This window comes from Aliidongia sp., from assembly GCF_035943795.1.
GTDB lineage: Bacteria > Pseudomonadota > Alphaproteobacteria > ATCC43930 > CGMCC-115725 > Aliidongia.
In genome coordinates this window covers 1-22,811 of sequence record NZ_DASZBY010000087.1, presented here as the reverse complement: position 1 = coordinate 22,811, position 22,811 = coordinate 1, and the positions used below count along the sequence as shown (strand labels likewise).

Annotated in this window: 21 protein-coding genes; 11 read left to right on the top strand and 10 right to left on the bottom strand. The window is 67.1% G+C overall.

The features are described from left to right. Window positions 1–17 precede the first annotated feature (17 nt). From VGV37_RS15850 to VGV37_RS15840, 3 genes are all read left to right on the top strand, one after another. Window positions 18–716: a haloacid dehalogenase type II gene (locus VGV37_RS15850; protein WP_326880662.1), complete on the top strand. Its 699-nt coding sequence runs from the start codon at window positions 18–20 to the stop codon at window positions 714–716. A 30-nt stretch (window positions 717–746) separates the two neighbouring features. Further along, window positions 747–1,535 (top strand): aldolase, encoded by a 789-nt coding sequence (locus VGV37_RS15845; protein WP_326880660.1) that lies wholly within the window; start codon window positions 747–749, stop codon window positions 1,533–1,535. Window positions 1,536–1,636: 101 nt separating this feature from the next. Next, complete coding sequence (locus tag VGV37_RS15840; protein WP_326880659.1) at window positions 1,637–3,502, top strand: hypothetical protein; 1,866 nt, start codon at window positions 1,637–1,639, stop codon at window positions 3,500–3,502. Here the strand turns inward: VGV37_RS15840 and VGV37_RS15835 are convergent. Next, window positions 3,497–4,444 (bottom strand): glycosyltransferase family 9 protein, encoded by a 948-nt coding sequence (locus VGV37_RS15835; protein WP_326880658.1) that lies wholly within the window; start codon window positions 4,442–4,444, stop codon window positions 3,497–3,499. The two genes, VGV37_RS15840 and VGV37_RS15835, sit on opposite strands and share 6 nt — an antisense overlap. 157 nt (window positions 4,445–4,601) lie before the next feature. Between VGV37_RS15835 and VGV37_RS15830 the strand changes: the two genes are divergently transcribed. The 3 genes from VGV37_RS15830 to VGV37_RS15820 all read left to right on the top strand — a co-directional run bounded on the left by VGV37_RS15830 (window position 4,602) and on the right by VGV37_RS15820 (window position 9,192). After that, window positions 4,602–5,486, top strand: a complete 885-nt coding sequence (locus VGV37_RS15830) for a folate-binding protein (RefSeq protein WP_326880657.1) — start codon at window positions 4,602–4,604, stop codon at window positions 5,484–5,486. 77 nt (window positions 5,487–5,563) lie between these two features. Further along, the gene (locus VGV37_RS15825) at window positions 5,564–5,998 is read left to right on the top strand and encodes a chorismate mutase (RefSeq protein ID WP_326880656.1); all 435 of its coding nucleotides are present in this window, start codon (window positions 5,564–5,566) and stop codon (window positions 5,996–5,998) included. A 71-nt stretch (window positions 5,999–6,069) separates the two neighbouring features. Beyond that, a complete protein-coding gene (locus tag VGV37_RS15820) occupies window positions 6,070–9,192 on the top strand; it encodes a ligand-binding sensor domain-containing protein (RefSeq protein WP_326880655.1) in 3,123 nt (1,040 codons plus the stop codon). On the opposite strand, the gene VGV37_RS15815 is transcribed toward VGV37_RS15820, so the two are convergent. Beyond that, window positions 9,189–9,866: a dienelactone hydrolase family protein gene (locus VGV37_RS15815; protein WP_326880653.1), complete on the bottom strand. Its 678-nt coding sequence runs from the start codon at window positions 9,864–9,866 to the stop codon at window positions 9,189–9,191. The genes VGV37_RS15820 and VGV37_RS15815 overlap by 4 nt on opposite strands. An 11-nt stretch (window positions 9,867–9,877) precedes the next feature. Further along, entirely contained in the window at window positions 9,878–10,198 is a 321-nt protein-coding gene (locus tag VGV37_RS15810; protein WP_326880652.1) for an NIPSNAP family protein, read from the bottom strand. Window positions 10,199–10,289: 91 nt separating this feature from the next. On the opposite strand from VGV37_RS15810, the gene VGV37_RS15805 reads away from it, so the two are divergent. The 4 genes from VGV37_RS15805 to VGV37_RS15790 all read left to right on the top strand — a co-directional run bounded on the left by VGV37_RS15805 (window position 10,290) and on the right by VGV37_RS15790 (window position 12,694). After that, window positions 10,290–11,195: a LysR family transcriptional regulator gene (locus VGV37_RS15805; RefSeq protein ID WP_326880651.1), complete on the top strand. Its 906-nt coding sequence runs from the start codon at window positions 10,290–10,292 to the stop codon at window positions 11,193–11,195. A gap of 144 nt (window positions 11,196–11,339) precedes the next feature. Next, the gene (locus VGV37_RS15800) at window positions 11,340–11,762 is read left to right on the top strand and encodes a GFA family protein (protein ID WP_326880650.1); all 423 of its coding nucleotides are present in this window, start codon (window positions 11,340–11,342) and stop codon (window positions 11,760–11,762) included. Window positions 11,763–11,858: 96 nt separating this feature from the next. Then, window positions 11,859–12,191 carry a metalloregulator ArsR/SmtB family transcription factor gene (locus VGV37_RS15795; RefSeq protein ID WP_326880649.1) on the top strand — a complete coding sequence of 111 codons (333 nt, stop codon included), beginning with the start codon at window positions 11,859–11,861 and terminating at the stop codon, window positions 12,189–12,191. A gap of 29 nt (window positions 12,192–12,220) precedes the next feature. Further along, entirely contained in the window at window positions 12,221–12,694 is a 474-nt protein-coding gene (locus tag VGV37_RS15790) for an SRPBCC domain-containing protein (RefSeq protein ID WP_326880648.1), read from the top strand. Window positions 12,695–12,736: 42 nt separating this feature from the next. Here VGV37_RS15790 and VGV37_RS15785 read toward each other — a convergent pair whose 3' ends face one another. The 5 genes from VGV37_RS15785 to VGV37_RS15765 form a co-directional block, all read right to left on the bottom strand. Further along, entirely contained in the window at window positions 12,737–13,651 is a 915-nt protein-coding gene (locus VGV37_RS15785) for a methylmalonyl Co-A mutase-associated GTPase MeaB (protein ID WP_326880647.1), read from the bottom strand. Window positions 13,652–13,768: 117 nt separating this feature from the next. Next, window positions 13,769–16,453 carry a pyruvate, phosphate dikinase gene (gene ppdK, locus VGV37_RS15780; protein ID WP_326880646.1) on the bottom strand — a complete coding sequence of 895 codons (2,685 nt, stop codon included), beginning with the start codon at window positions 16,451–16,453 and terminating at the stop codon, window positions 13,769–13,771. A 3-nt stretch (window positions 16,454–16,456) separates the two neighbouring features. Continuing rightward, a complete protein-coding gene (glyS, locus tag VGV37_RS15775) occupies window positions 16,457–18,625 on the bottom strand; it encodes a glycine--tRNA ligase subunit beta (RefSeq protein ID WP_326880645.1) in 2,169 nt (722 codons plus the stop codon). Window positions 18,626–18,628: 3 nt separating this feature from the next. After that, window positions 18,629–19,522 carry a glycine--tRNA ligase subunit alpha gene (locus VGV37_RS15770; RefSeq protein ID WP_326880688.1) on the bottom strand — a complete coding sequence of 298 codons (894 nt, stop codon included), beginning with the start codon at window positions 19,520–19,522 and terminating at the stop codon, window positions 18,629–18,631. A 130-nt stretch (window positions 19,523–19,652) separates the two neighbouring features. Then, the gene (locus tag VGV37_RS15765; protein ID WP_326880644.1) at window positions 19,653–19,880 is read right to left on the bottom strand and encodes a hypothetical protein; all 228 of its coding nucleotides are present in this window, start codon (window positions 19,878–19,880) and stop codon (window positions 19,653–19,655) included. A 158-nt stretch (window positions 19,881–20,038) separates the two neighbouring features. Here VGV37_RS15765 and VGV37_RS15760 point away from each other — a divergent pair, with 158 nt between their 5' ends. Further along, window positions 20,039–21,427, top strand: coding sequence for a hypothetical protein (locus VGV37_RS15760; RefSeq protein WP_326880643.1), 1,389 nt, complete (start codon window positions 20,039–20,041; stop codon window positions 21,425–21,427). A gap of 10 nt (window positions 21,428–21,437) precedes the next feature. Here the strand turns inward: VGV37_RS15760 and VGV37_RS15755 are convergent, their stop codons facing one another. Together VGV37_RS15755 and VGV37_RS15750 are read right to left on the bottom strand one after the other, a co-directional pair. Continuing rightward, window positions 21,438–21,884: a PAS domain-containing protein gene (locus VGV37_RS15755; RefSeq protein ID WP_326880642.1), complete on the bottom strand. Its 447-nt coding sequence runs from the start codon at window positions 21,882–21,884 to the stop codon at window positions 21,438–21,440. A gap of 102 nt (window positions 21,885–21,986) precedes the next feature. Beyond that, on the bottom strand, window positions 21,987–22,811 hold an 825-nt coding region (locus VGV37_RS15750; protein ID WP_414638004.1), incomplete at its 5' end, for a S49 family peptidase.

Here is a 22,811-nt window from a genome sequence, read left to right as displayed (position 1 = left end):
TCGCGGAGACCGCTGCCATGCTGTCCGGCCCTCGTCCGACCTGGATCACATTCGACTGTTACGGAACCCTCATCCAATGGGACGAAGGCCTGCTGGGCGCCGTGCAGGCGATCCTGGCCCGCAAAGACAAAGCGATCGATCCCGCCCGCTTCCTGGCGATCTACGATCGTCACGAGCATGCGTTGGAGCAGTCCCGGCCCCATCGCAGCTTCAGGGCTGTGACGGGGGCGGCGCTCGGATCGACGATGCAGGAACTGGGCGTTGCGTCCGACGCGCAGGATGCGGCGACCCTGACCGACGCGATCGGCCGGATGCCGCCCTTTCCCGAGGTCGTGCCAACCTTGATGGCGCTCAAGGCGGCGGGGTTCAAGCTCTGCATCGTCTCGAACACCGACGACGCGATCATCGCCGGCAACGTGGCGCAGCTCGGCGGAACGATCGACCGGGTGGTCACGGCGGAACAGGCCGGCGCCTACAAATCCTCGCACCGCATCTTCCAATACGCGCACCAGGCCATCGGCGCGGATGCCGCTAGTTTGCTGCATGTCTGCGCCAGCCCACACCTGGATCTGGTCGCGACCCGGGCGCTCGGCCTGCGCGATGTCTGGATCGACCGCGGGACGGGCCGCCGCCCGACCGACGGTTATCTGCCGGCGGCCGTGCTGCCGACACTGGACGGGCTGCCAAATCTCTTCAAAGCTGCCGGCTGGCTCTGATCGTCCGCATGATGCAAGAGGGGGTTCCGCATGGCCCATGAGTTTCGCACGGCTTCGGCCGCTCCCCTGTCCAACTGGGGCGAGATCGACCGGGACGCGCTGCGCCAGGCCCGTATCGATCTTGCCGCCTGCTTCCGCACGGCCGCGCGCCTCGGCTTCGAAGAGGGCATCTGCAACCATTTCTCCGCCCTGGTGCCTGGGCGGAACGACCTGTTCCTGGTCAATCCCTATGGCTTGGCGTTCCGCGAGATCACGGCATCCAGCCTGCTGGTGTGCGATTTCGACGGGCATGTCGTCGAGGGTGACGGCCAGCCGGAGGCGACGGCGTTCTACATCCATGCCCGGCTGCACAAGCAATTGCCGCGCGCCCGCGCGGCGTTTCACACCCACATGCCGAATGCGACGGCCTTGAGCATGGTCGAAGGCGAGCCACTGGCCTGGGCCGGTCAGAGTTCGCTCAAATTCTACGGCCGCACGATGGTAGACGAGGTCTACAACGGCTTGGCGCTCGACGAGGCCGAGGGTGACCGGATTGCTTCGGCCATGGGTGATGCCGACATCGTGTTCCTGCGCAACCACGGCGTCATGGTGGTCGGCACCGGCATCGCCGAGGCCTGGGACGATCTCTATTACCTCGAAAGGGCGGCTGAGGTTCAGGTCAAGGCGCTCAGTACCGGCCGCCCGTTGCGCGCGGTGGCACCGGACGTCGCCCGTCGCACCTATGAGCAGATGCGGGCCGGCGACCAGGAGAGCGCCCGGCTGCATCTGGAAAGCATCAAGCGGTCCTTGATGCGGGATGAACCGGAATTCGCCACCTGAGCCGGCGGCGCCCCCGGGTCGGGCCTGGCGACGGCGCTTGACGTCGGCGCGGCCGGAGCGTACTGCGCGCCACCCGGTCCCGCAGTCACCCCAGGCGTTCCATGCATTTCCTGCCGAGCCATCTCGCTGACCTGACCGCCCTCGCGCAAATCCTGCTGGCATTCCTCGCCATGGGGCTGGTCGGCCGCCTCGTCGGCGGACCGCGTGCCGAGTTCGAGACGGATGCGCTGGCCGGCTGGGGCCTGCTGTCGGCACTGCTGACGCTATGGGGCGTGGCGACCGCGCTGTCGCTGCGGATCCCGGCCATCGCCTTCCTGGTCGGGGCCGCGGTCGTGCTGGTATGGCCGGCCCGGCGACCGGGGCGGACCGCATGGGCCGAACTCGGCCGGCTCATGGTCCTCGCGTTGCCGATCCTGACGATCATGGCGACGATCCAGCCGTCGCAATCCGACATCTTCATGAACCTGATGCCGAACGCAGCCTATCTGGACGATTACGGCGTCTTCCCGACTGCCGGCGGGCCGGATGCCCATTCCTTCCTGCCCGTCGCCCCCTACAACACGCAGTTCCCGACCTTCCTGGGCGGGCTGGTGGGTGGTGGTTTCCAGGGCGGCGGATTGGCGCTGTTCACCGTCGGGCTCTACGTGCTGGCGGCCCTGCTGTTCGCCCGCATGCTGGTCAATCCGGCCGAGGGCGGCACCGTCCGGCCCGGCTGGGCCGCGACCGGCTTCGGCATCCTGCTCGTCACCCTGCTCAATCCCGGCTTCGTGCCGCGCGTCGCCTTCGCAGGTTATGGCGAGGCGCCGGTCGCCATCACCCTGCTGTTCGCCGGCTGGCTCGGCTGCCGGGCGATGGTCGCCCTCGCTGCCGGCGAACGGCGGCCGGGCAGCCTGGTGCAATTGGCCCTGGTGCTGATGGCAATGGTCAATGTGAAGCAGCAGGCGATCGGCATGCTGATCGCCTTCGTCGGTGCCGCCGTCCTGGTCGCGGGCTACGAGCGCCGGATCGGATGGCGCCGGGCGATCGTCACGTTCGGCGGATCGGCCCTGCCGGCCCTGGCGCTCTATCTGCTCTGGCGCTGGTTCGTGCTGACCCGGTTCCCCGAGGGTGAGTTGAAGCCCCTGCCGTTCGACGAATGGAACTGGGGCAACCTGCTGCCGATCTTCGCCAGCATCGGCAAGGTCGTCATCGAGAAGATCACATTCTTCGCCTGCGTCGCCGTGCTGTTCGTGTTCCTGGAGCGACGCCTGCGCCATCGCCAGCTCGATCCGACCGGCCAGGCGCTCGGCCTCGCGGCGGCGACCTTCCTGCTCTACAACGGCTTCCTGATCGTCACCTACATCGGCCATTTCCCCGGCATCATGAGTGTCGAGGCCCATTCCTATTTTCGCTACAACACCCATCTGGCGCTGCTGATCGAGTTCGCGCTGGTCGTCACCATCCGCAACCGGCTGGCGCCCCGGCTCGCCGCCCGTCCTGGTCTCGCCCGCAATCTCGGCATCGCCGCGGTCGTGCTGGCTTTGCTCGTTCCGGCGGGCTTCGCCCAGCGCCTGCGCTTCGATTTCGACATGCCGCAGCCGGTCGTCCGCCAGCTGGCGCGCCAATTGGCGACGGAACTGCCAGATACCGGCAAGCTCGCCCTGCTGTTGCCCGGCGATACCGACAGCGTCGACTGGATGCTGACCAGCCTGCTGCATTTCGTGCCGCCGCGCCGCGCCGATCTCGACATCAGATCCTGGGACCGCAGCGACCCGGCCGCGTTCGACGAGGCGGTTGCCGCCGGCTACGACCTCGCCTTCCTGTCCTGCACCCAGGACGGCACCCTGGGCCTGCCGCCAAAATCCGCCGCCCTGCTGCGCCATGGCCCCGACGGCTGGCAACCGATCAAGGTCTGGCCCTATCCGCCGGTCAATCCCAAGCAACGCTGGCAGCCGGCACTGGCACCCGGACCGCTGTGCAAGTCATGAGGCGCTGAGCCGGACCTTGCGCCAAAGGTCGATCGCCGCCGCTTCGACCATGTCCACGGTCAGCCCGTCCATCAGCGTATCCGTCGTCGCGGGATACATGCCCGGCGTCGCCCACAGCTCCTCGAAGCTTTCGGGCGTGCGCGCGGCCGCCGCCAGCGGACCCCAGGGCGCATAGATGCCGGTCGGGCTCGGCCCGAACAGGCCCAGCGTCGGCACGCCCATCGCGGCGGCCATGTGCATGAGGCCGGAATCATTGCCGATGAACAGGTTGGTCCGGCCCAGCAGCGCGGCGACAGTCAGCAGGTCGCCGGCACCGATCAGGTCGAGCCGGCGATCCTCGGGGATCGCCGCCAGCAACGGTTCGGCCTGGGCGCGCTCATGGCTCGCGGCCAGTACGGCGACGCGCGCGCCGGCCAGCGCCGCGCCCTCGGCCGTCAGGCGCGCAGCGATCTCGGCAAAGCGCCCGGCCCGCCATTGCTTGCCGCGCCAATTGGCGGCGGGCGCGATCGCCAGCACCGGGCTGCCGGCTGGAACCAGCTTTTCCGCCGCCATGAGGTGATCGAGCGTCGGCCACAGCTTGGGCGACGGCGGCTGCGCCAGCGCGAACAGGCGGGACAGCTGCAGGATCTTGTGCTCGCCATCGTCGCCTTTGCCCATGATCCGGCGGTGGCGCGCCCGCAGCAGCCAGGATAGCGCCGAGCCCTTGAGGTCGACGACCAGGTCCCAATGGATCGGCGCCACCTGTCGCCACAGGTCGAGCCAGTGGCGGGCATGCCGGCGCTTCGACAGCGCAATCAACCGTTCCAGTCCCGGCACGCCCTGGAACAGCGGTGCCGCGATCGGGCCGGCGGTGATGGTGAGCCGGGCGCCTGGGTAGCGTTCGATCAGATGGGCGAGCAGGCCGGTCGACAGCACGGCATCGCCGATTCGCGTCGCCGTCACGAACAGGATCCGGGGATTGGTGCCGAGAACCGGCAGGGGACGGCAGAGGCGCAACATCGGGTGCGCTTATACGGCGCCGCCCGGCGCTTGCCAAGCGGCCCCCGCCGCGCCACGTATGGGAACGCGCCATCGTCGCCTGAAGGATCATCCCCGCACCGTGACCGATCAATTCTACGCCCCCGCCGATCCCACCCGCGGCCTGCTCTTGCTGACCGGCGAAGACCGGTCGACCTTCCTCCAGGGGCTCGTCTCGAACGATGTCCGCAAGCTCAGCGCCACGACCGCGATCTGGGCGGCGCTGCTGACGCCCCAAGGCAAATATCTCCATGATTTCTTCATCGCGGCACGGGGCGACGGCTGGCTGATCGACGGCGAGGGCGCCCGCATCGCCGACCTGAAGCGCCGGCTGGGTATGTACAAGCTGCGCGCCAAGATCGTGCTGGAGGACGTCACCGACCAGTTCGAGGTGTTGCAGGCCTGGGGCGCCGACGCGGGCGCACCGTTGGGCCTTGCCGAACCCGGCCAGGCGATCGAACGTGGCGATACGGTCGCCTTCCTCGATCCGCGGCTAGGCGGCCTGGGGCTGCGCCTGATCGCACCCAGGGATACCGGCGCGGCCACGCTCGAGGCGCTGGGCTACGCGCCCGGCAACCATGCCGACTGGGATCGGCTGCGGCTCGAACGCGGCGTGCCCGACGGCTCCCGGGACATGCTGCTGGAAAAGGCCATCCTGCTCGAGAACGGCTTCGACGAGTTGCACGGCGTCGCCTGGGACAAGGGCTGCTACATCGGCCAGGAACTGACCGCGCGCACGAAATATCGTGGGCTGGTCAAGAAGCGGCTGATGCCGATCGCCGTCGACGGTCCCCTGCCCGAGCCTGGCACGCTGATCCTGCGCGACGGCCAGGAAGCGGGCGAGGTCCGCTCCGGTCGCGACGGGCTGGCCCTGGCGCTGGTGCGGCTCGACGCGCTCGATGCCGGCCCGCTCACCGCCGGCGAGGCGACCGTCCGGCCGCGCCGCCCCGACTGGGCGAGGTTCTAGCGTCAGCCGACGCGGGCCTTGCGCCGGCGCCGTCTACGACTACAGTCGGGCTCCCTGACGCCTGAGGACCGCCCGAGATGAACGCACGCCCCCTGTTGCTGCTGGGCCTTTCCAGCCTTGCCCTGCTGGTCGGTCTCGGCACCGTCGCCTGCGGCGCCGACGAGCCGGCCCCGACTGGCACCAAGGCATTCTGGGGCAAGCCCCAGGCTGCCGGCGGGACCTGCTGCGACACGCTGGGCGAGGTGCGCAGCAACATCGACCGGATCGACCGGCAGATCGTGGCGCTGATCGGCGAGCGCGGCAGCTTCGTGCGCGAGGCCGCGCGCTTCAAGGCGAACCCGGCCGCGGTCGAGGACAAGGCCCGAGTCGAGCAGATCATCGCCCGGCTGCGCGGCCTCGCGGTAGAGGACAAGGCACCACCCGACGTGGTCGAAGCGACCTACCGCGCGTTGATCGCGGCCTATACCGACGAAGAACGAAAGATTTCGGCGACGAGTGGTGCAAAGCCTTAACAGATCTGGTTTCTGATCCGGGACGAGGGTTGCGAAGCGCACCACCGTCGGGGCCGAGGGACGTAAGCAATTTGACCGGGACGATCGAGGGGTGCCCGCACCCCGATACTTTCAGGAAGCGGCGAAGCGAAGCTTGCTGGCTCGCCGCCCTTGCGCTTCTCCTTTCGCTGATCTGCAGCGGTCGGGCCGGCGCTGCCGACCGCTGGACCGATCTCGTCGAGACGGTTTTCCAGAATTACGGCCGCGAGCAGGGACTGCCGCATCCGGTACCGATCGCCCTGGCCCAGGACGGCGACGGTTTCCTGTGGATCGGCACGCAGGGCGGCCTCGCCCGGTGGGACGGCTACCGCTTCCGCGACTACCCGCAGGATGCCGGCGACCCGAACGGCCTGCCGGATACCTGGATCCACACGCTCCACACCGATCCCCGTGGCCGGCTGTGGATCGGCACCGGGTCCGGCGGCCTCGCGCGCTATGATCGCGACCGGGATCGCCTGGCGGCGGTACCCCTGCCGACCGGCCCCGGGCGCAAGCTGGTCGGCGCGATCGCCGACGACCCCGCTGGCGGGCTGTGGGTCGGCATGGGCGATGGGCTATACCATCTCGACCCGGACACCGGGGCCGTCACGGCCCTCCGTCACGACGCGCGGAATCCCGGCAGCCTGCCGGAAGGCCAAGTCCAGGCGATCGTGCCGGACCGCGCGGGCCGCTTGTGGATCGGGACCGCGGCGGGACTGGTCCGCCGCGATGCGGGTAGCGACCGGTTCACCCCCGTGCCGTTGGCCCCAACGGCCGGTAGCAGCGCCACTGCGACGATCGCGATCACCGCCCTGTTCGAAGCGGACGACGGACGGATCTGGATCGGCACGAGCAGGCACGGCGCCTATGTCGTCGACCCCGTCGGCGGCGCGCCCCGTCCGGTCGCAGAGACCGGCCCGGCCGGCTCGACGCTGCAGAGCAATTCGATTTCCGCCATCGGTGCTGCCAATCCGCAGGAGCTCTGGATCGGCACGCGCGGCTTCGGCATCGTCGTCGTCGACACGGTCACGGGACGGACGCGGCGGATCCTGCACGACCGGGCGCTGCCGGGCAGCCTCGCCCACGACGATGTCTATGCCCTGATGCGGGATCGCACCGGCTCGATGTGGGTCGGTGGCACCGGCGGACTCAGCTACCACGCCCGAGACCTGGGTGCCGTTTCGACCGTCTTCGGCGCGTCGAGCCGCGCGAACGGTGTGAGCGCTGCCGACGTCTACGCGATCCTGCCGACCCGCGACGGCCGGCTCTGGCTCGGATTCCTCAGCGGCGGCGTCGATGTCCTCGACCCGATCGCCGGCCGTGTAGCGCAACTGCTGCCCGATCCAACCCATCCGGATTCGGCGCTGCCGAAGGATTTCGTCACGGCGCTGGCCGAAGACGATCGGAACCACGTCTTCGTCGGCACCGTCCAGGGACCCTATCGGGTGGATGAGGCAAGCCGCGCAGTATCGCTGGCAGCCGTGCCGCAGCGCGACCCGCACTCGTCGGTCTACGCACTCGCCGTCGATGCCGGCGTGCTGTGGGTCGGCGGCTTGGACGACGGCCTCTGGGGCATGCGGCTCGACGGCACCGGTGAACTCGTCTTCGGACCTGCGGAATCCAAGGGGCTGACCGACCAGAACGTCGACAGCATCCTGCATGGGACCGGCCAGGATCTCTGGGTCGGCACCCGGAACGGCCTCAACCGGGTCGACCTCGCCACCCACGCGATCGAGCAGATCCTGCCCGATCTCGCCGACCCGACGGCCTTACCGGTCAGCTTCGTCTCGTCGACGGTGATCGATCGGCAAGGCCGCCTCTGGGTCGGCACGTTCGGCGGCGGCATCGCCGTGATGACCGGCCGCGGCCCGACCGGCAAGCCGCAGTTCCACCGGCTGGGCCTGGCCGAGGGTCTGCCCCATCTCAACGTCGACACCTTGCTGATGGATGCTCAGGGACGGGTCTGGGCCGGGACCGACGACGGGCTGGCCGTGATCGATCCGACCAGCTTCGCGATCCGCGCGCTGCATCGGGCCGAGGGGTCGGTGCTCGCCGATTATTTCGAGAATTCCGGCGCGGTCGACCTGGCGGGCGAACCATTGTTCGGCGCCAAGGGCGGCTTGACCATCGTCCAGGCCGAGCGGCTCCAGACCTGGGACTACCACCCGCCGATCGTCGTTTCCGATGTCCGCGTCGGCGGCAGCGCCGTGCCGAGCGGCCGCTTCAACGGCGCCGGATCGACCCGGCCGCTGGTGCTGACGCCCGAGACCAACGGTCTGGCCGTCGAGTTCGCGGCTCTCGACTTCACCGCTCCGGAACGCAACCGCTACGCCTACCGTCTCGACGGGTACGACCGGGACTGGGTCGAGACCGACGCGACCCGCCGGCTCGCCGCCTACACCAACCTGCCGCCGGGCGACTACACGCTGCGCCTCAGGGGCTCGAACCGCGACGGCGCCTGGACCGAGCGGAACCTCGATATCCCGATCCAGGTGCTGCCGGCCTGGTACCAGACCCCGTGGTTCAGGATCGCAGCGACGCTTGCAGGACTGGCCATGATCGCGGCCCTGGTGCGCAGCCGAACCGCCTACCTGCGCGCACGCCAGGCGGAGCTGGAGCGCCAGGTCGCCGACCGGACCGCCGACCTGCGCGCCGCCAACGAGCGGCTGTTCGACCAGGCCACGATCGACCCGCTGACCACCTGCGCCAATCGACGGCACTTCGTCGAGCGGGCGCACGAGCTGATCGAGCTAAGCCGCCGCGCCCGGTCGCCGATCACCTTGATGATCATCGATCTCGACGAGTTCAAGCGGGTCAACGACATCTACGGCCATCCGGCCGGCGACGAGGTGCTGCGCATGATCGGTCGGATCGGCCGCGGCCTGGTCCGCACGACCGATCTGCTGGGCCGCATCGGTGGCGAGGAATTCGCGCTGCTGATGCCGAACGCCGCGGTCGAGGGTGCCGCCCACTTCGCCGAGCGGCTGCGCGAAGCGGTCAGCCTGGAGGAAGCCCATGTCGAGGGCACCATCCTGCGGATCACCATCAGCCTGGGGTTGGCCGAGCTCAGGTCCGGCGAGAGTTTCGACGCGCTCTACGCCCGCGCCGACGCGGCGCTCTATGCCGCGAAGGAAAGCGGCCGCAATCGCGTCGTCGTCGATGCGGACGGCGACTAGGCCGTCGTCTGGCCCAGGTGCGTCTTGAGGAACGCCAGGCTGCGCTCCTGCGCCTTGGCATACGCCACCGCATCGTAGGACGCGCGCTGGTCGCAGCCGAAGCCGTGGCCGGCGCCGTCGTAGACGAACACCTCGACCTCGGGATGCGCCGCCTTCACCGCCTCCACGCCGTCGAGCGGGATGCCGTGATCGGTCTCACCGAAATGCAATTGCACCGGGCAGTTCAAGATCGCGTCCTTGGCCTCGGGAATGCCGCCGCCGTACCAGCCGATGCCGGCTTTGAAAAGCTGGGTTTTCGAGGCTGCGTGCCACGCCAGCGTGCCGCCCCAGCAATAGCCGATGATGCCGATCGGCTTGCCGCCTAACGACAGGGCTGCGGCCGCGATGTCGGCAATGGCCGCGGCCTCGCTCACCTTGGCCCGAAGCGCCAAACCGGCTTGCACGTCGTCCTGGGTATAGCCCAACTGCGCGTTCTTGTCGGCGCGATCGAACAACGCCGGTGCCACGACCGAGAAGCCCTGCGCGGCGAACCGGTCGCACGCGTCGCGGATATGACCGTTCACGCCGAATATTTCCTGGATGACGACCAGGCCCATGGCCGCGTCGTCCGGGCCGGCCTTGTAGGCGCCGAACCCATGGCCATCGGCGGCGGTCAGCGAAATCATCGTTCCCATGTCGTGTCCCATTATTGCTGCGGCGAGAAGGAGGTCGGTGCCAGGAAGATGTTCTTCATCTCGATGAGATGGGCGGCCTCTTCCGAGAGCAGCATGAATGCCTGCCAGGCCGGATCCTGCACCATCGCACTTCGACGCACCTCCCGGTCGGCCTGGCTGTCGAAGCGCCACATGTGCACCACGGTATTGAGTGTGCCCTCGGCCACCGTGTACCAGCCGAGGCACGTGCCGAGGTATTTCTGCTGCAGCGGCCAGCCGTGCTCCTGATATAGCTTCAGAAACGCGGGCATCTTGCCGGGCTTCACGGTGTAGGTGCGCAGATCGACGATCATTCCCTGCTCTCCAGATGCCATCCGTGATTGTTGTTTCCCTCCTCGGCGTCGATAATTGAAATCGATAGCTGGTATGGGTGGCATAATTTCGATGGATATAACCGGCCATAATCTGGCACTGATCGCCTCGCTCAGCACTCTGCTGGACGAGCGCAACGTGACGCGCGCCGCCGGGCGCCTGGGCATCAGCCAGCCGGCCCTGTCGGCGCAACTGGCCCGCATGCGGGACCTGTTCGGCGACCCGCTGTTGACGCCGGCGATTTCGGGCAAGGGGATGGTGCTGACGCCGCTCGCCGTCCAGATGAAGGACCCGTTGCGGGCGGCGTTGCAACGCGTGCGGGACATCGTCACCGAACCGGTGACGTTCGATCCACTGCTGTCCGACCGGGTGTTTTCCATCGGCGCCAACGACAATGCCGGCGCAATCGTCGGCGTGCGGTTGATCCCGCGGCTGCAGCCAGGCCGGCCCGGGATTCGCCTGGCCCTGAGGAGCATCGATTTTCGCAAACTTCCCGAACAATTGGAGACCGGCGAAATCGACATCGCCCTGGTCGGCGAGAATATGCTGCCGACCTCCATGTCCCACCAAGCGCTGACCGTCGACGGATATCGCCTCGCCCAACGTAAGGATCATCCGAGAGGAAAGAGCCCACCGGGCCTCGATGAGTATGTAAAGCTTGAGCATATCCTCGTCTCCGGCGAGGGCGGCGGTTTCCATGGGTTCGTCGACGACATTCTCCAGGCCAGGGGATTGACCCGGCGCGTCGTCATGTCGGTCCCGTACTACGGCATCGTCCCTTTGCTGCTTCAATCGACCGACCTTGTATGTACCTTGCCGGGCCGCTTCCTCGAGCGCTATGCGGCTGACCTGGATGCCCTGCCCCTGCCCTTCGACACCAGGCGCTTTGCCCTGCACGCCACATGGCACCCGCGATTCGACAGCGATCCCGGCCATGTTTGGCTCCGGCGGCAACTCGCCGATTGCATGGCTGACTAGGGTTTCGCACGGCTGACGTTCGCCGTTCCCACGACCCTGCTGCCGCCGGTTGCCAACGGCCAAATCGTTTGGTGGCCGAAGTTGGGCCTGTTACTTTGGACTGTCCGGTAAATCGATGGCGCGAACAGTCGGAAGAAAGAAATCATGACTCATTCTGGGCGTTGCTTCTGCGGAGCGGTCGAACTCGAGGTCACCGGCGAGCCGGAGGCCATGGGATATTGTCACTGCAACTCCTGCCGTTCCTGGTCCGGCGGTCCGGTCAACGCCTTCAGCCTGTGGAAGCCCGGCGCCGTGAAGGTCACGGCGGGCGCCGAGCATCTGGCGACCTATCACAAGACCGATTTCAGCCATCGCCAATACTGTGCGAAGTGCGGCGGCCATCTGATGACCAGTCACCCGAGCGTCGATCTGGTCGACGTCTTTGCGGCGACGATCCCGACGCTCGCCTTCGCCCCTGCGGTCCATGTGAACTATGCCGAAACCGTGCTGCGCATGAGGGATGGCCTGCCCAAACTGAAGGACTTTCCGGCCGAACTGGGCGGCTCCGGCGAGATGCTCGCCGAGTAGCGCACCCCGGCACTCTCTCTCATTTACGTGATTGACAGGCGATTGCGAGTGTCGTATTCAACCAAATAGTTGATAACCAATTGGTTGAATACTGCTATGCCCGATCTGCTGAGCACCACGCTTTCCGCCCTGGCCGACCCGACCCGACGCGGCATTCTCGCCCGCCTCGCCACGGGGGACGCGACGGTGACGGAACTGGCCGAACCCTACGCTATGAGCCTCGCGGCCGTGTCCAAGCACCTCAGGGTTCTGGAGTCCGCGGGGCTGATTTCGCGTGGACGGGAAGCCCAATGGCGACCCTGCCACCTGGAGGGCGCACCGCTCAAAGCCGTGTCCGACTGGCTCGACGACTATAGGCGCTTCTGGGATCGCAGCCTGGATCAATTGGCGGACTACCTGAAGACCATGCCGCGGGACGAACCGACCTGAGCCCCCTATTTCATACTGGAAAGGACCCTATGATGAACGCAAATGCCGATGTCGCCGTCGAAGAAGCGGTGATCGTGATCCGCCGCGTGTTCGATGCCCCACGCAGCGCAGTCTGGCGCGCGATCACCGAGCCCAAGCATGTGATGCACTGGTTCGGCGGTACCGCCTTCACCAACATGGCCTGCGACATGGACGTGCGGCCCGGCGGCCTCTGGCGCCACGTGATGCGTGCCCCGGACGGAACCGAGATCACCTGCGACTTCGTCTATCTGGAGGTCGATGTGCCGAAGCGGCTCGTCTGGAAGAACAGCGATGGCGGCCAGAGCGGCCGCCCGGCCAGCGTCACGACGGTCACGCTCGACGAGAATGGCGGCCGGACCGAATGGAAGCTGGTCGCGCGCTTCAACTCGATCGCCGACCGCGACCAGGCGGTCGGCATGGGCTTCAGCGAGACCATCTCCGCCGGCTTCGATCAGCTGGACGCATTGCTGAAGACGCTGTGAGCGAACGCGGTCCGGCGGCAATCAGGTCGCTGGACCGCCGGCTCACGCGGCGAGATCCCGCGCCAAGCGCGAGAGGGTCCGGAACGGCGAGATGCCGGGATCCAATGTAAGAGCGCCGGCCCGCTTCACCCCTTCCCGTCCCCAGCGCTCGCGCACGAACTGAATGAGCCACTGCCCGGCCTGCGTTTGGCGGCGGCCGGCAAGAGCCGGCGCCAGATGGGCGAAATGCCGGTCGATCAGCCCGACGAGGTCGTCCACTCCTTCACCTTTGAGAGCCGAGACGCCGAGCGCCGCCACGGCCCATTCGCCGGGCGGGCGGTCACGCAGGTCGAGCGCCGATGCCAGGTCGGCCTGGGCCTGGGCGGCAGTCATGCCCATGTCGATCTTGGTGACGGCGACGATGTCCGGGATCTCGACGATGCCGGCCTTCATGAATTGCAGCGCATCGCCGGAACCGGGCTGGATGCACAGCACGACCGTGTCGACTGCGGTCGACACGTCGGTTTCGGATTGGCCGACACCGACGGTCTCGACCAGCACGACGTCGAACAGCGCGCGCATCAGCACCAGGGCCGCCACGGTCAGGTCGGCCAAGCCACCCAGGCGGTCGCGCGCCGCCATGGAGCGCACGAATACGCCCTGATCGGCCGGATCGGTCCTGAGCCGCGTCCGGTCGCCCAGTAAGGCCCCGCCGGAGATCTTGGACGAGGGATCGACGGCAATGACACCGACCGTCCGGCCGAGGCTGCGCCAATGTTCGATCAGCGAGGCGGTCAGGGTCGATTTTCCGACGCCGGGCGGTCCGGTCAGCCCGACGGCATGGGCCCGGGGTGCCGCATAGGCAGCGTCGAGTAACGCCATCGTTTCGGCGCCATCGGGCTCGGCCTCGATCCGGGTCAGCGCACCGGCGAGCGCCCGCTTGCCGCCGTCCCGGATCTGATCGAGCGCGTTTTCCACCCCTATCGCTTTACTGTTCCGTCATTCCCGCGAAAGCGGGAATCCGGAGCAAGCGACGGATCTCTGCCACCCTGGATTCCCGCATACGTGGGAATGACGGCAAAAATCGACATGGGTTCAAGCGGTCGAGGCGACTGAATGCCCCGACTCGAGCGCCGCATGGGCGGCGGCGAGGCGGGCGATCGGCACGCGATAGGGCGAGCAGGAGACGTAGTCGAGCCCGACCGAGGCGCAGAAATGCACCGAGGCCGGATCGCCGCCATGCTCGCCGCAGATGCCAAGCTTGATGTCCGGCCTGCTCTTGCGGCCCTTGTCCGCCGCCATCTGGACGAAGGCGCCGACGCCCTCGACGTCGATCGACACGAACGGGTCGCGCTCGATGATGTTCTGACGCTGATAGGAACCCAGGAACCCGCCGGCATCGTCCCGGCTCAGGCCGAACACGGTCTGGGTCAGGTCGTTGGTGCCGAACGAGAAGAACTCGGCCGTCTCGGCGATCTTGTCGGCGGTCATGGCCGCACGCGGCAGCTCGATCATGGTACCGACCAGATAATCGAGCTTCTTGCCCGACGCGGCCCGGACCTCGCCCGCGACCTTGTCGACCAGCGCCTTCAGCTGATCCAGCTCCTTCTTCATCGAGACGAGCGGGATCATGATCTCGGCGATGATCGGCTCACCGCCCTCGCTCTCGATCTGCACCATGGCCTCGAACACGGCGCGGGCCTGCATCTCGTAGATCTCGGGGTAGGTGATGCCCAGACGGCAGCCGCGATGGCCCAGCATAGGGTTGGTCTCGTGCAGGGTGGCGGCGCGATGGCGCACCAGGCCGATATCCTTGCCGGTGACCTTGGCGATTTCCTCGAACTCGGCATCCGAGTGCGGCAGGAACTCGTGCAGCGGCGGGTCGAGGAAGCGGATCGTGACCGGCAGGCCCTGCATGATCCGGAACAGCTCGACGAAATCGCTACGCTGCATCGGCAGCAGCTTGTCGAGCGCCTTGCGGCGGCCGGCGGTGTCGTCGGCCAGGATCATCTCGCGCATCGAATTGATGCGGTCGGTGTCGAAGAACATGTGCTCGGTGCGGCAGAGGCCGATGCCCTCGGCCCCGAACTTGCGCGCCGTCCGGGCGTCGAGCGGCGTCTCGGCATTGGCGCGCACCTTCAAGGTGCGGATCGCGTCGGCCCAGACCATCAACTCGGCGAAATCGCCCGACAGGTCCGGCTGGATCGTCGGCACTTCGCCCAGGATGATCTCGCCGGTCGAGCCGTTGATGGTGATGATGTCGCCGGCCTTGACCGTCTGGCCCATGACCGTGAACTGCTGGGTCTTGTAGTCGACACGCAGGTCGCCGGCACCGGCGACGCAGGCCCGGCCCATGCCGCGGGCCACGACGGCGGCGTGGCTGGTCATGCCGCCGCGCGTGGTCAGGATGCCCTTGGCGGCATGCATGCCATGGATGTCTTCCGGGCTCGTTTCGATGCGCACCAGGATGACGGTCTCGCCCTTGGCGGCCATGTGTTCGGCCGTGTCGGCGGAGAATACGACCTTGCCCGAAGCAGCGCCGGGCGAGGCCGGCAGGCCCTTGGCCAGCACCTTCTTCTCGGCCTTGGGGTCGAGCGTCGGGTGCAGCAGCTGATCGAGGGACGCCGGGTCGATGCGCTTCACCGCTTCCTTCTGGTCGATCAGGCCTTCTCGCGCCATATCGACGGCGATCTTGAGCGCCGCCGGCGCCGTGCGCTTGCCGGTCCGGGTCTGCAGCATCCACAGCTTGTGCTGCTGCACCGTGAACTCGATGTCCTGCATGTCGCGGTAATGCTTTTCCAGCAGCAGGCGCACGTCGTTCAGCTGCTTGAACACGTCCGGCATGACCTCTTCCATGGCCGGCAGCTTGGAACCGTTCTCTTCCTTGCCGGCGATGGTCAGGTGCTGCGGCGTGCGGATGCCAGCGACGACGTCCTCACCCTGCGCATTCACCAGATACTCGCCGTAGAACTTGTCTTCGCCGGTCGACGGGTTGCGCGTGAAGGCGACGCCGGTAGCACAGTCCTCGCCCATGTTGCCGAACACCATGGCCTGGACGTTGACCGCCGTGCCCCAGCTGGCCGGGATCTCGTGCAGGCGGCGATAGGTGATGGCGCGCTGGTTCATCCAGCTGCCGAACACCGCGCCGATGGCGCCCCACAGCTGGTCGTGCGGATCCTGCGGGAACGGCGCCTTCAGATGCTCCTCGACCACGTCCTTGTAGCCCGCGACGACCTGCTTCCAATCATCGGCCGTGAGGTCGGTGTCGAGATGGGCGCCGGTGTCGAGCTTGTGGTTCTCGAGGATTTCCTCGAACAGGTGATGCTCGACGTCGAGCACGACCTGGCCGTACATCTGGATGAAGCGGCGATAGCTGTCATAGGCGAAGCGCGGGTCGCCCGAGCGGATGGCCAGGCCCTCGACCGTCTCGTCGTTCAGGCCCAGGTTCAACACCGTGTCCATCATGCCCGGCATCGACGCGCGGGCGCCGGACCGGACCGAGACGAGCAGCGGGTTGGTCTTGTCGCCGAACTTGTTGCCCAGCAGCTTTTCCATCTTGGCGATGGCGGCCTCGACGTCGGCCTTGAGTTCAGCCGGGTACTGCTGCCCATTGTCGTAGAAATAGGTGCAGACCTCGGTCGTGATCGTCAGGCCCGGCGGGACCGGCAGGCCGAGATTGCTCATCTCGGCCAGGTTGGCGCCCTTGCCGCCCAAGAGGTTCTTCATGTCCGCGCGGCCCTCGGCGACGCCGTCGCCGAAGGTGTAGACCCATTTCGTCATGCCTCAGCCCTCGATCTTGGAAAAGTCGGCGACCCGATTGAGCGTGTTCCAGATCTGCGCCAGCAGGCGCAGCCGGTTGACGCGCAGGTCCGGATCCTCGGCATTCACCGTCACTTGTTCAAAAAACGCATCGACCGTCGGCCGGAGCCTGGCGAGTTCCGCCATCGCCCCCGCGAAATCCTCGGCCGCGAGTTTGTCGTTCGCTAACGCAGCAATCCGGTCGAGCGATCCCGCCAGCGCAATTTCCTCGGCCTGGGCGAGCTTCGCCGCGTCGACCGGGTCGCGGTATTCCCGGCCGTCCTTCTTCTCTTCGATCTGCGAGATCTTGAATGCCCGGCGATAGGCAATCAACAGATTGGCGCCGTCGTCGCTGGCCAGGAACCCTTCGAGCGCCTTGGCGCGGGCGACGAGCTGGACGAGGTCGTCATCCCGGCCGCCCTGGGCGAAGACCGCACTGACCAGGTCGTGGCGGATGCCCTGTTCGCGCAGGAAGACCTTTAGGCGATCGGCGAAGAATTCGATGAGGGCATCTGCGATCTGCGGCGCTGGTGAAGGCTGAATTTGCGCCACACCGCCCCGAGCCATCTCGATGTGAAGTGCCGCACGCTGCGCATCACGATGCACCAGCGGTGTTACCAGCTCGATAAGGGGACGAAGAGTGAGCCTTAGCTTGTTCTCAAGGACGATTCGAATAACGCCCAGAGCCGAGCGACGCAGCGCGTACGGGTCCTTTGAACCGGTCGGCTTCTCGTCGATGACGAAGAAACTAACCAGCGTGTCGATTTTGTCGGCGAGCGAGACGACCATTGAGAGTGGAGCTGTCGGTACCCCGTCGCCTGCACCGGCCGGCGAATAATGACCCGCAATTGCATCGGCAACATCCGAGGGTTCACCGTCATGGCGTGCCAAGTAGCGCCCCATCACACCCTGCAGTTCTGGGAATTCGCCGACAAGGCTGGCGGACAAGTCTGCTTTGGCGAGCCGTGCCGCTCGTTTAGCCCGAGCAAGATCTGCTCCCGGGACTAATGCAGTTAGCGGTTCGCATAGCGCCAGCAAGCGCTCGACCTTCTCAAAGACCTTTCCAAGCTTGGCGTGGAACACCCGCTCACCGAGCTTCGGCACTCGGCTTTCGAGCGTCGCTTCGCGATCCAGATCCCAGAAGAATTGCGCGTCCGACAGGCGCGCGCGCAGCACGCGCTCGTTGCCGGCGATCATCTGCTTGCCGCCGTCGCTGGTCACCATGTTGCCGACGACGATGAACCAGGGCGCAAGCACCCCGTCCCTCGTTTCGACAGCGAAATATTTCTGGTGCGTGCGCATCGAGGTGGTCAGCACCTCGGCCGGCAGGTCCATGAACCGGGGCTCGATCCGGCCCACGCGCACGACCGGCCATTCGATCAGGCCAGCGACCTCGTCGAGCAGGCCCGGATCGGGCTTGACCACCAGACCCTGTTCCGCCGCGAGCTTGGCGCCGTCCGCCAGAATCTTCGCCTTGCGCTCGGCCGCGTCCAGCACGACGAAGCGGTCGGCCAGCTTGACGCGGTAGTCCGCAAACCCGGTGACGGCGAACTCGTCCGGTGCCAGGAAGCGATGGCCCCGCGAGCGATCGTTGGCGATCAGCTTGTCCGACCCGCCGTTGGCGCGGTCCAAGGCCCAGACGACCGGAACGACGGTCGAGGCGGCCCCATCGCACAGCAGCGCCAGGATATTGTGCAGCGGACGGACCCAGCGCACGTCATGGCCGGCCCAGCGCATGCTCTTGGGCCAGGGCAGCTGGTCCATCGTCTGGGCGATCACTTCGGCCAGCACGTCGATCACCGGACGGCCGGCGACCTTGTTGACCGCGAAATAGAACACGCCTTTGCCAGTGTCGCGCTGCTCGCACGCCTCGACCGAGGCGAGGCCCGCGGAGCGCAGGAAACCGGCCAGCGCCTGTTCGGGCGATCCGACGCGCGGGCCCTTGACCTCGACGGTCCGATCCGGCTGACGGTCCGGCAATCCCTCGACGAACAGGGTCAGCCGGCGCGGCGTGACATAGGCTTGGGCGGCCTGGGCCGGCAGGTTCAGTGCCGTCAGCTTGTCGGTGACGAGGCGTTGCAGGTCTTTGGCCGCCTGGGCCTGCATGCGGGCCGGAATCTCTTCCGACAGGAGTTCGAGCAGCAGATCGGGCATGGCTCAGTTCCCCGCCATCTGGCCGGTGGTGATCCAGCCTTCGCAGCAGCCCTTGGCCAGGGTCCGGACCCGGCCGATGTAGCTGGCGCGCTCGGTCACGCTGATGACGCCGCGCGCATCCAAAAGATTGAAGAAATGGCTCGCCTTCATGCACTGGTCATAGGCCGGCAGCGGCAGTTTCTCGGCGAGCAGCGCCGTGCACTCGGCCTCGGCGTCGGCGAAATGGCTGAATAGCTTCTCGACGTTCGCATGCTCGAAATTGAAGGCCGAGAACTGCTGCTCGTTGCGCAGGAACACATCGCGATAGGTCAGGTTCAAGGCCCCCGGCGCGCCGTTGTAGTCGAGGTCGTAGATGCTCTCGACGCCCTGGATATAGGTCGCGAGCCGTTCCAACCCGTAGGTCAGCTCGGTCGAGACCGGCGCGCATTCGATGCCGCCGACCTGTTGGAAATAGGTGAACTGGCTGACTTCCATGCCGTCGAGCCAGCATTCCCAGCCGAGGCCCCAGGCGCCGAGCGTCGGGCTCTCCCAGTCATCCTCGACGAAACGGATGTCGTGCAGGCTGGTATCGATGCCCAGTGCCTTCAGGCTGTCGAGATAGAGCTGCTGGCTGTCGGCCGGCGACGGCTTCAGGATCACCTGGAACTGGTAATAATGCTGCAGCCGGTTGGGATTGTCGCCATAGCGACCATCGGTCGGCCGGCGGCATGGCTGCACATAGGCAGCCCGCCAGGCATCCGGCCCCAGCGCGCGCAAGGTCGTCGCCGGATGAAAGGTGCCGGCCCCGACCTCGACGTCATAGGGCTGCAGGATTACGCAGCCCTGCGCGGCCCAAAAGGACTGCAGACGCAGGATCAGGGATTGGAAGCTGTTGCCGGACGGCCCGTTCGGCACCATCGCCATGCTGCGGAACCTCGATTTTCTGTCTTCGTTGCGGCGCAACCTAGAGACCGGCCGGCCCAGGGTCAAGCTGAGGTCAAGCCGATATCATGCATGCGTCGATGCCGAAAACGGCCGGGCTTGGAATTTATTGCGGACAGTTCGTGCGGGTGCACCGCGCAGCGACATAATGGCCACAGACGGTGCATTGCACCAGATCCTGCGCATCGAGCCGCGACGCCTCGGCCGGACCGGCGTCGGCCGGCCGCTTCGGACGCGGGGTCGCCGCCGGCGCCACGCCGAGGCCGACGAGGAAACGCCGCACGAAGTGGAACGCGATATAGGCGAGCAGCGCGTAGATGAGCAGTTTTATCATCGTTCCGCCGGTCTAGCCGGCCCTCCTCCCGCGGTCAAGGCGACTGACCGCGCCCAGCCGTTGGATGGCACCTGAAACACTCTGTCACCAACGCGACGCCAACCAGAATCAATTGAAGCGCAGGCTATGCACGCGATGGGGGAAAGCGGGGCGGAACGATGGCGAGGGGAAGAGGGGAACTGGCGCCCGATGCAGGCCTGATCCGGCCGCTGGCCGCCGGCGCGCGGCAGGAGCCCTATGGCGCCGCGGTCGTCCTGCCGACTCTGTTGCGGCCGAGCCTCATCCGGGCGGTACGCTCGATCTTCGTGCAGGATTTCGCCGGACGGATCCAGATCCTGGTCGGCGTCGATCGGGCCGAGGGAGACCGGGCGCAATTGGCGACGCTTGCCGCGGAATGCCCGCCGCACATGGCGCTCGACCTGTTTGATCCTGGCTATTCCACCTCGGTGCGCCACGGCGGTCTCTATCCCAACAAGGTCACCGGCAGCCTGCGCACCCTGCTGACCTATGCCGCGAACAGCCGGTACGTGGCCTATCTCGATGACGACAATTGGTGGGCGCCCGACCATCTGGCCAGCCTGCAGGCCGCGATCGACGGGCACGACTGGAGCTGGTCGCAGCGCTGGTTCGTTGATCCCGAAGGAGCCGAGCCGATCTGCATCGACGAATGGGAATCGGTGGGTCCCGATGCCGGCGTATTCAAGGAGAAGTTCGGCGGCTTCGTCGACCCGTCGAGCCTGATGATAGACAAGCTCGCCTGCCATGAGATCCTGCCCGCCTGGTCGCTGACGCCGTTCGCGGACGGGCGCGGGTCCGACCGGCTGATATTCGACCGGCTGCGGCGCGGCCATGCCGGCAAGACGACCGGTCGGGCGACCAGCTTCTATACGATCAATCCGAACGACATCGTCCACTTGGCCCGGCTGCAGTATTTCCGGCAGAAGGGCGTGGAGCTGCCGTCCGACCGCCGCGCCGGGGTGACCCGGCTCGCCCGACTGGCCGAAGCCTGGCGGCCGGCCCCGCCCCTCTCGAAGGCAACCGTCGGCTTCAAGGCGGACAATCCGGTCCTGGCCGAATTGCTGCGCAAGCTGAAGCCGGCCGAAATCCTGGTACTGGGCGCCGGCGACGGTGCCGTCGCCATGGCGCTGGCCCGCACCGCCCGCGCCATCGGCCTCGCCTGCCTAGTGCTGGCGACCGGGGTGCCGAGCGAGACCGACGAGGAAAACCTGCGCCGCCGCATCGTCGCGGCCGGGCTCGAGGAAAGCCTGACCGCGCTGCCGACGCGCTTCGGCAAGGACACCGACTATCTGGCCGAACGGCATGTGCTGGTCGATCTGGTCCAGCTCGGTCCCGGTGCCTCAGGTACCGCACCCTGGCGCACGGCCTGGCCGCTGCTGCGCGCCGGCGGCTTCCTGATCGGCCGCGGCAAGCCGGACAGCAGCCTCGAGAAATTCGTGACCGAAACCGGCAGCATGATCGTGCGTGTCGAGTTTCCGGGCGCGGGACCGCGCTGGGTGGTCGAGAAAGGCCTGGGCGAGGTCGGCTGAAACCCGAGGATCAGCCGTAGCCGAAGCCCACGGCGCCGCAGAGGAACATGTTGATGGTTTCGTCATCCGGCGACAGCGGCAGGATCAGGCGCTCGTATTCCAGGTGACGCCCGTCGCTCTTGGTGAAATTCCATTTGCGGACGAGCGGAGCGAAGTCCTTGGCCGAGGTTTCGTATTCATCGATATAGGCGGCCGAGACGTGATCGAGGTCGATCTCGTCGATGAACATGCCGACCAGCCGGTCGCCGTAGATCTCTCGGATCGCCTCGCCGACCAGACGATAGCGCAACCGGTCTCCGACATACTCCATGAGGAACACCCAGGGCAGGACCTCGACCATCTCTTCCGGCGCGATGTCGGCGCGCCTCGGCGCTTTCCGCTCACCTTTTTTCCCCAGCCAATATTCGTAGAGCCGGCGCAGCCGCTCGTCGGAAATCGGAACATCTGGGGCGACCATGACTGACTCCTGGAGTGACGGCAAAGGATACCGCACAACCATCGGTCTGCGTTAGGATCGTCGGTGCACGCCGAAATCCGGGCTTGGCTCGGCGGCCCGTCGCTAGAGGCCGAAACGCGCCCAGATCGCCCGTTCTTCGAGCGCGTTCAATCCATCGGCCACGAGCTCGATCGGATCGAGCCGGCTGGCGAAGCCCAGGCGGCGCAGGCCGAACCGGCGCGGCGCCCGCTCGGCGACCGGCCGCAGCCGCACGCGGGTGCCGAACCGCTCGCGCAGCACCTGGCGCAGATCGCCGATGCCGTCGATCAACCCGCGCGCCAGCGCCTGCCGGCCGGTGAAGATGGCGCCGGTGAAGATCTGGTCGTCTTCCTTGAGGCGCGCACCGCGTCGCGCCCGGACCAGATCCTTGAAGCCGTCATGGATGTCGAGCTGCAGCGCTTTCAAGCGCTCGACATCTTCCGGGTCCTCGGCCCGGAACGGGTCGAGCATCGCCTTGCTGGTGCCGGCGGTGTGGACCCGGCGCTCGATGCCGAAGCGCCGGATCAGGTCGGTGAAGCCGAAACCGGCCGACACGACGCCGATCGAGCCCACGATCGAGGCATCCTGGGCATAGATCTTGTCCGCCGCCAGCGCCAGCCAATAGCCGCCGGACGCCGCCACATCCTCGGCGAAGGCCAGCACCGGGATGTTCTTCTCGCCGGCCAGTTGCCGGATGCGCCGCTCGATCAGCGCCGATTGCACCGGAGAACCGCCCGGCGAATTGATGACGAGCGCCACGGCGGCCAAGTCCTTCAGGCGGAACGCCCGCTCGATCGGCTCGGCCAGCCCGGCCATCGACAGGCTCTTGCCACGCAGGCCGCCGCGCGTGGCGATGACGCCGTCGAGCCGCAGCACGGCGACGACGGGCGGCGGAAGCGGCAGGTGCCC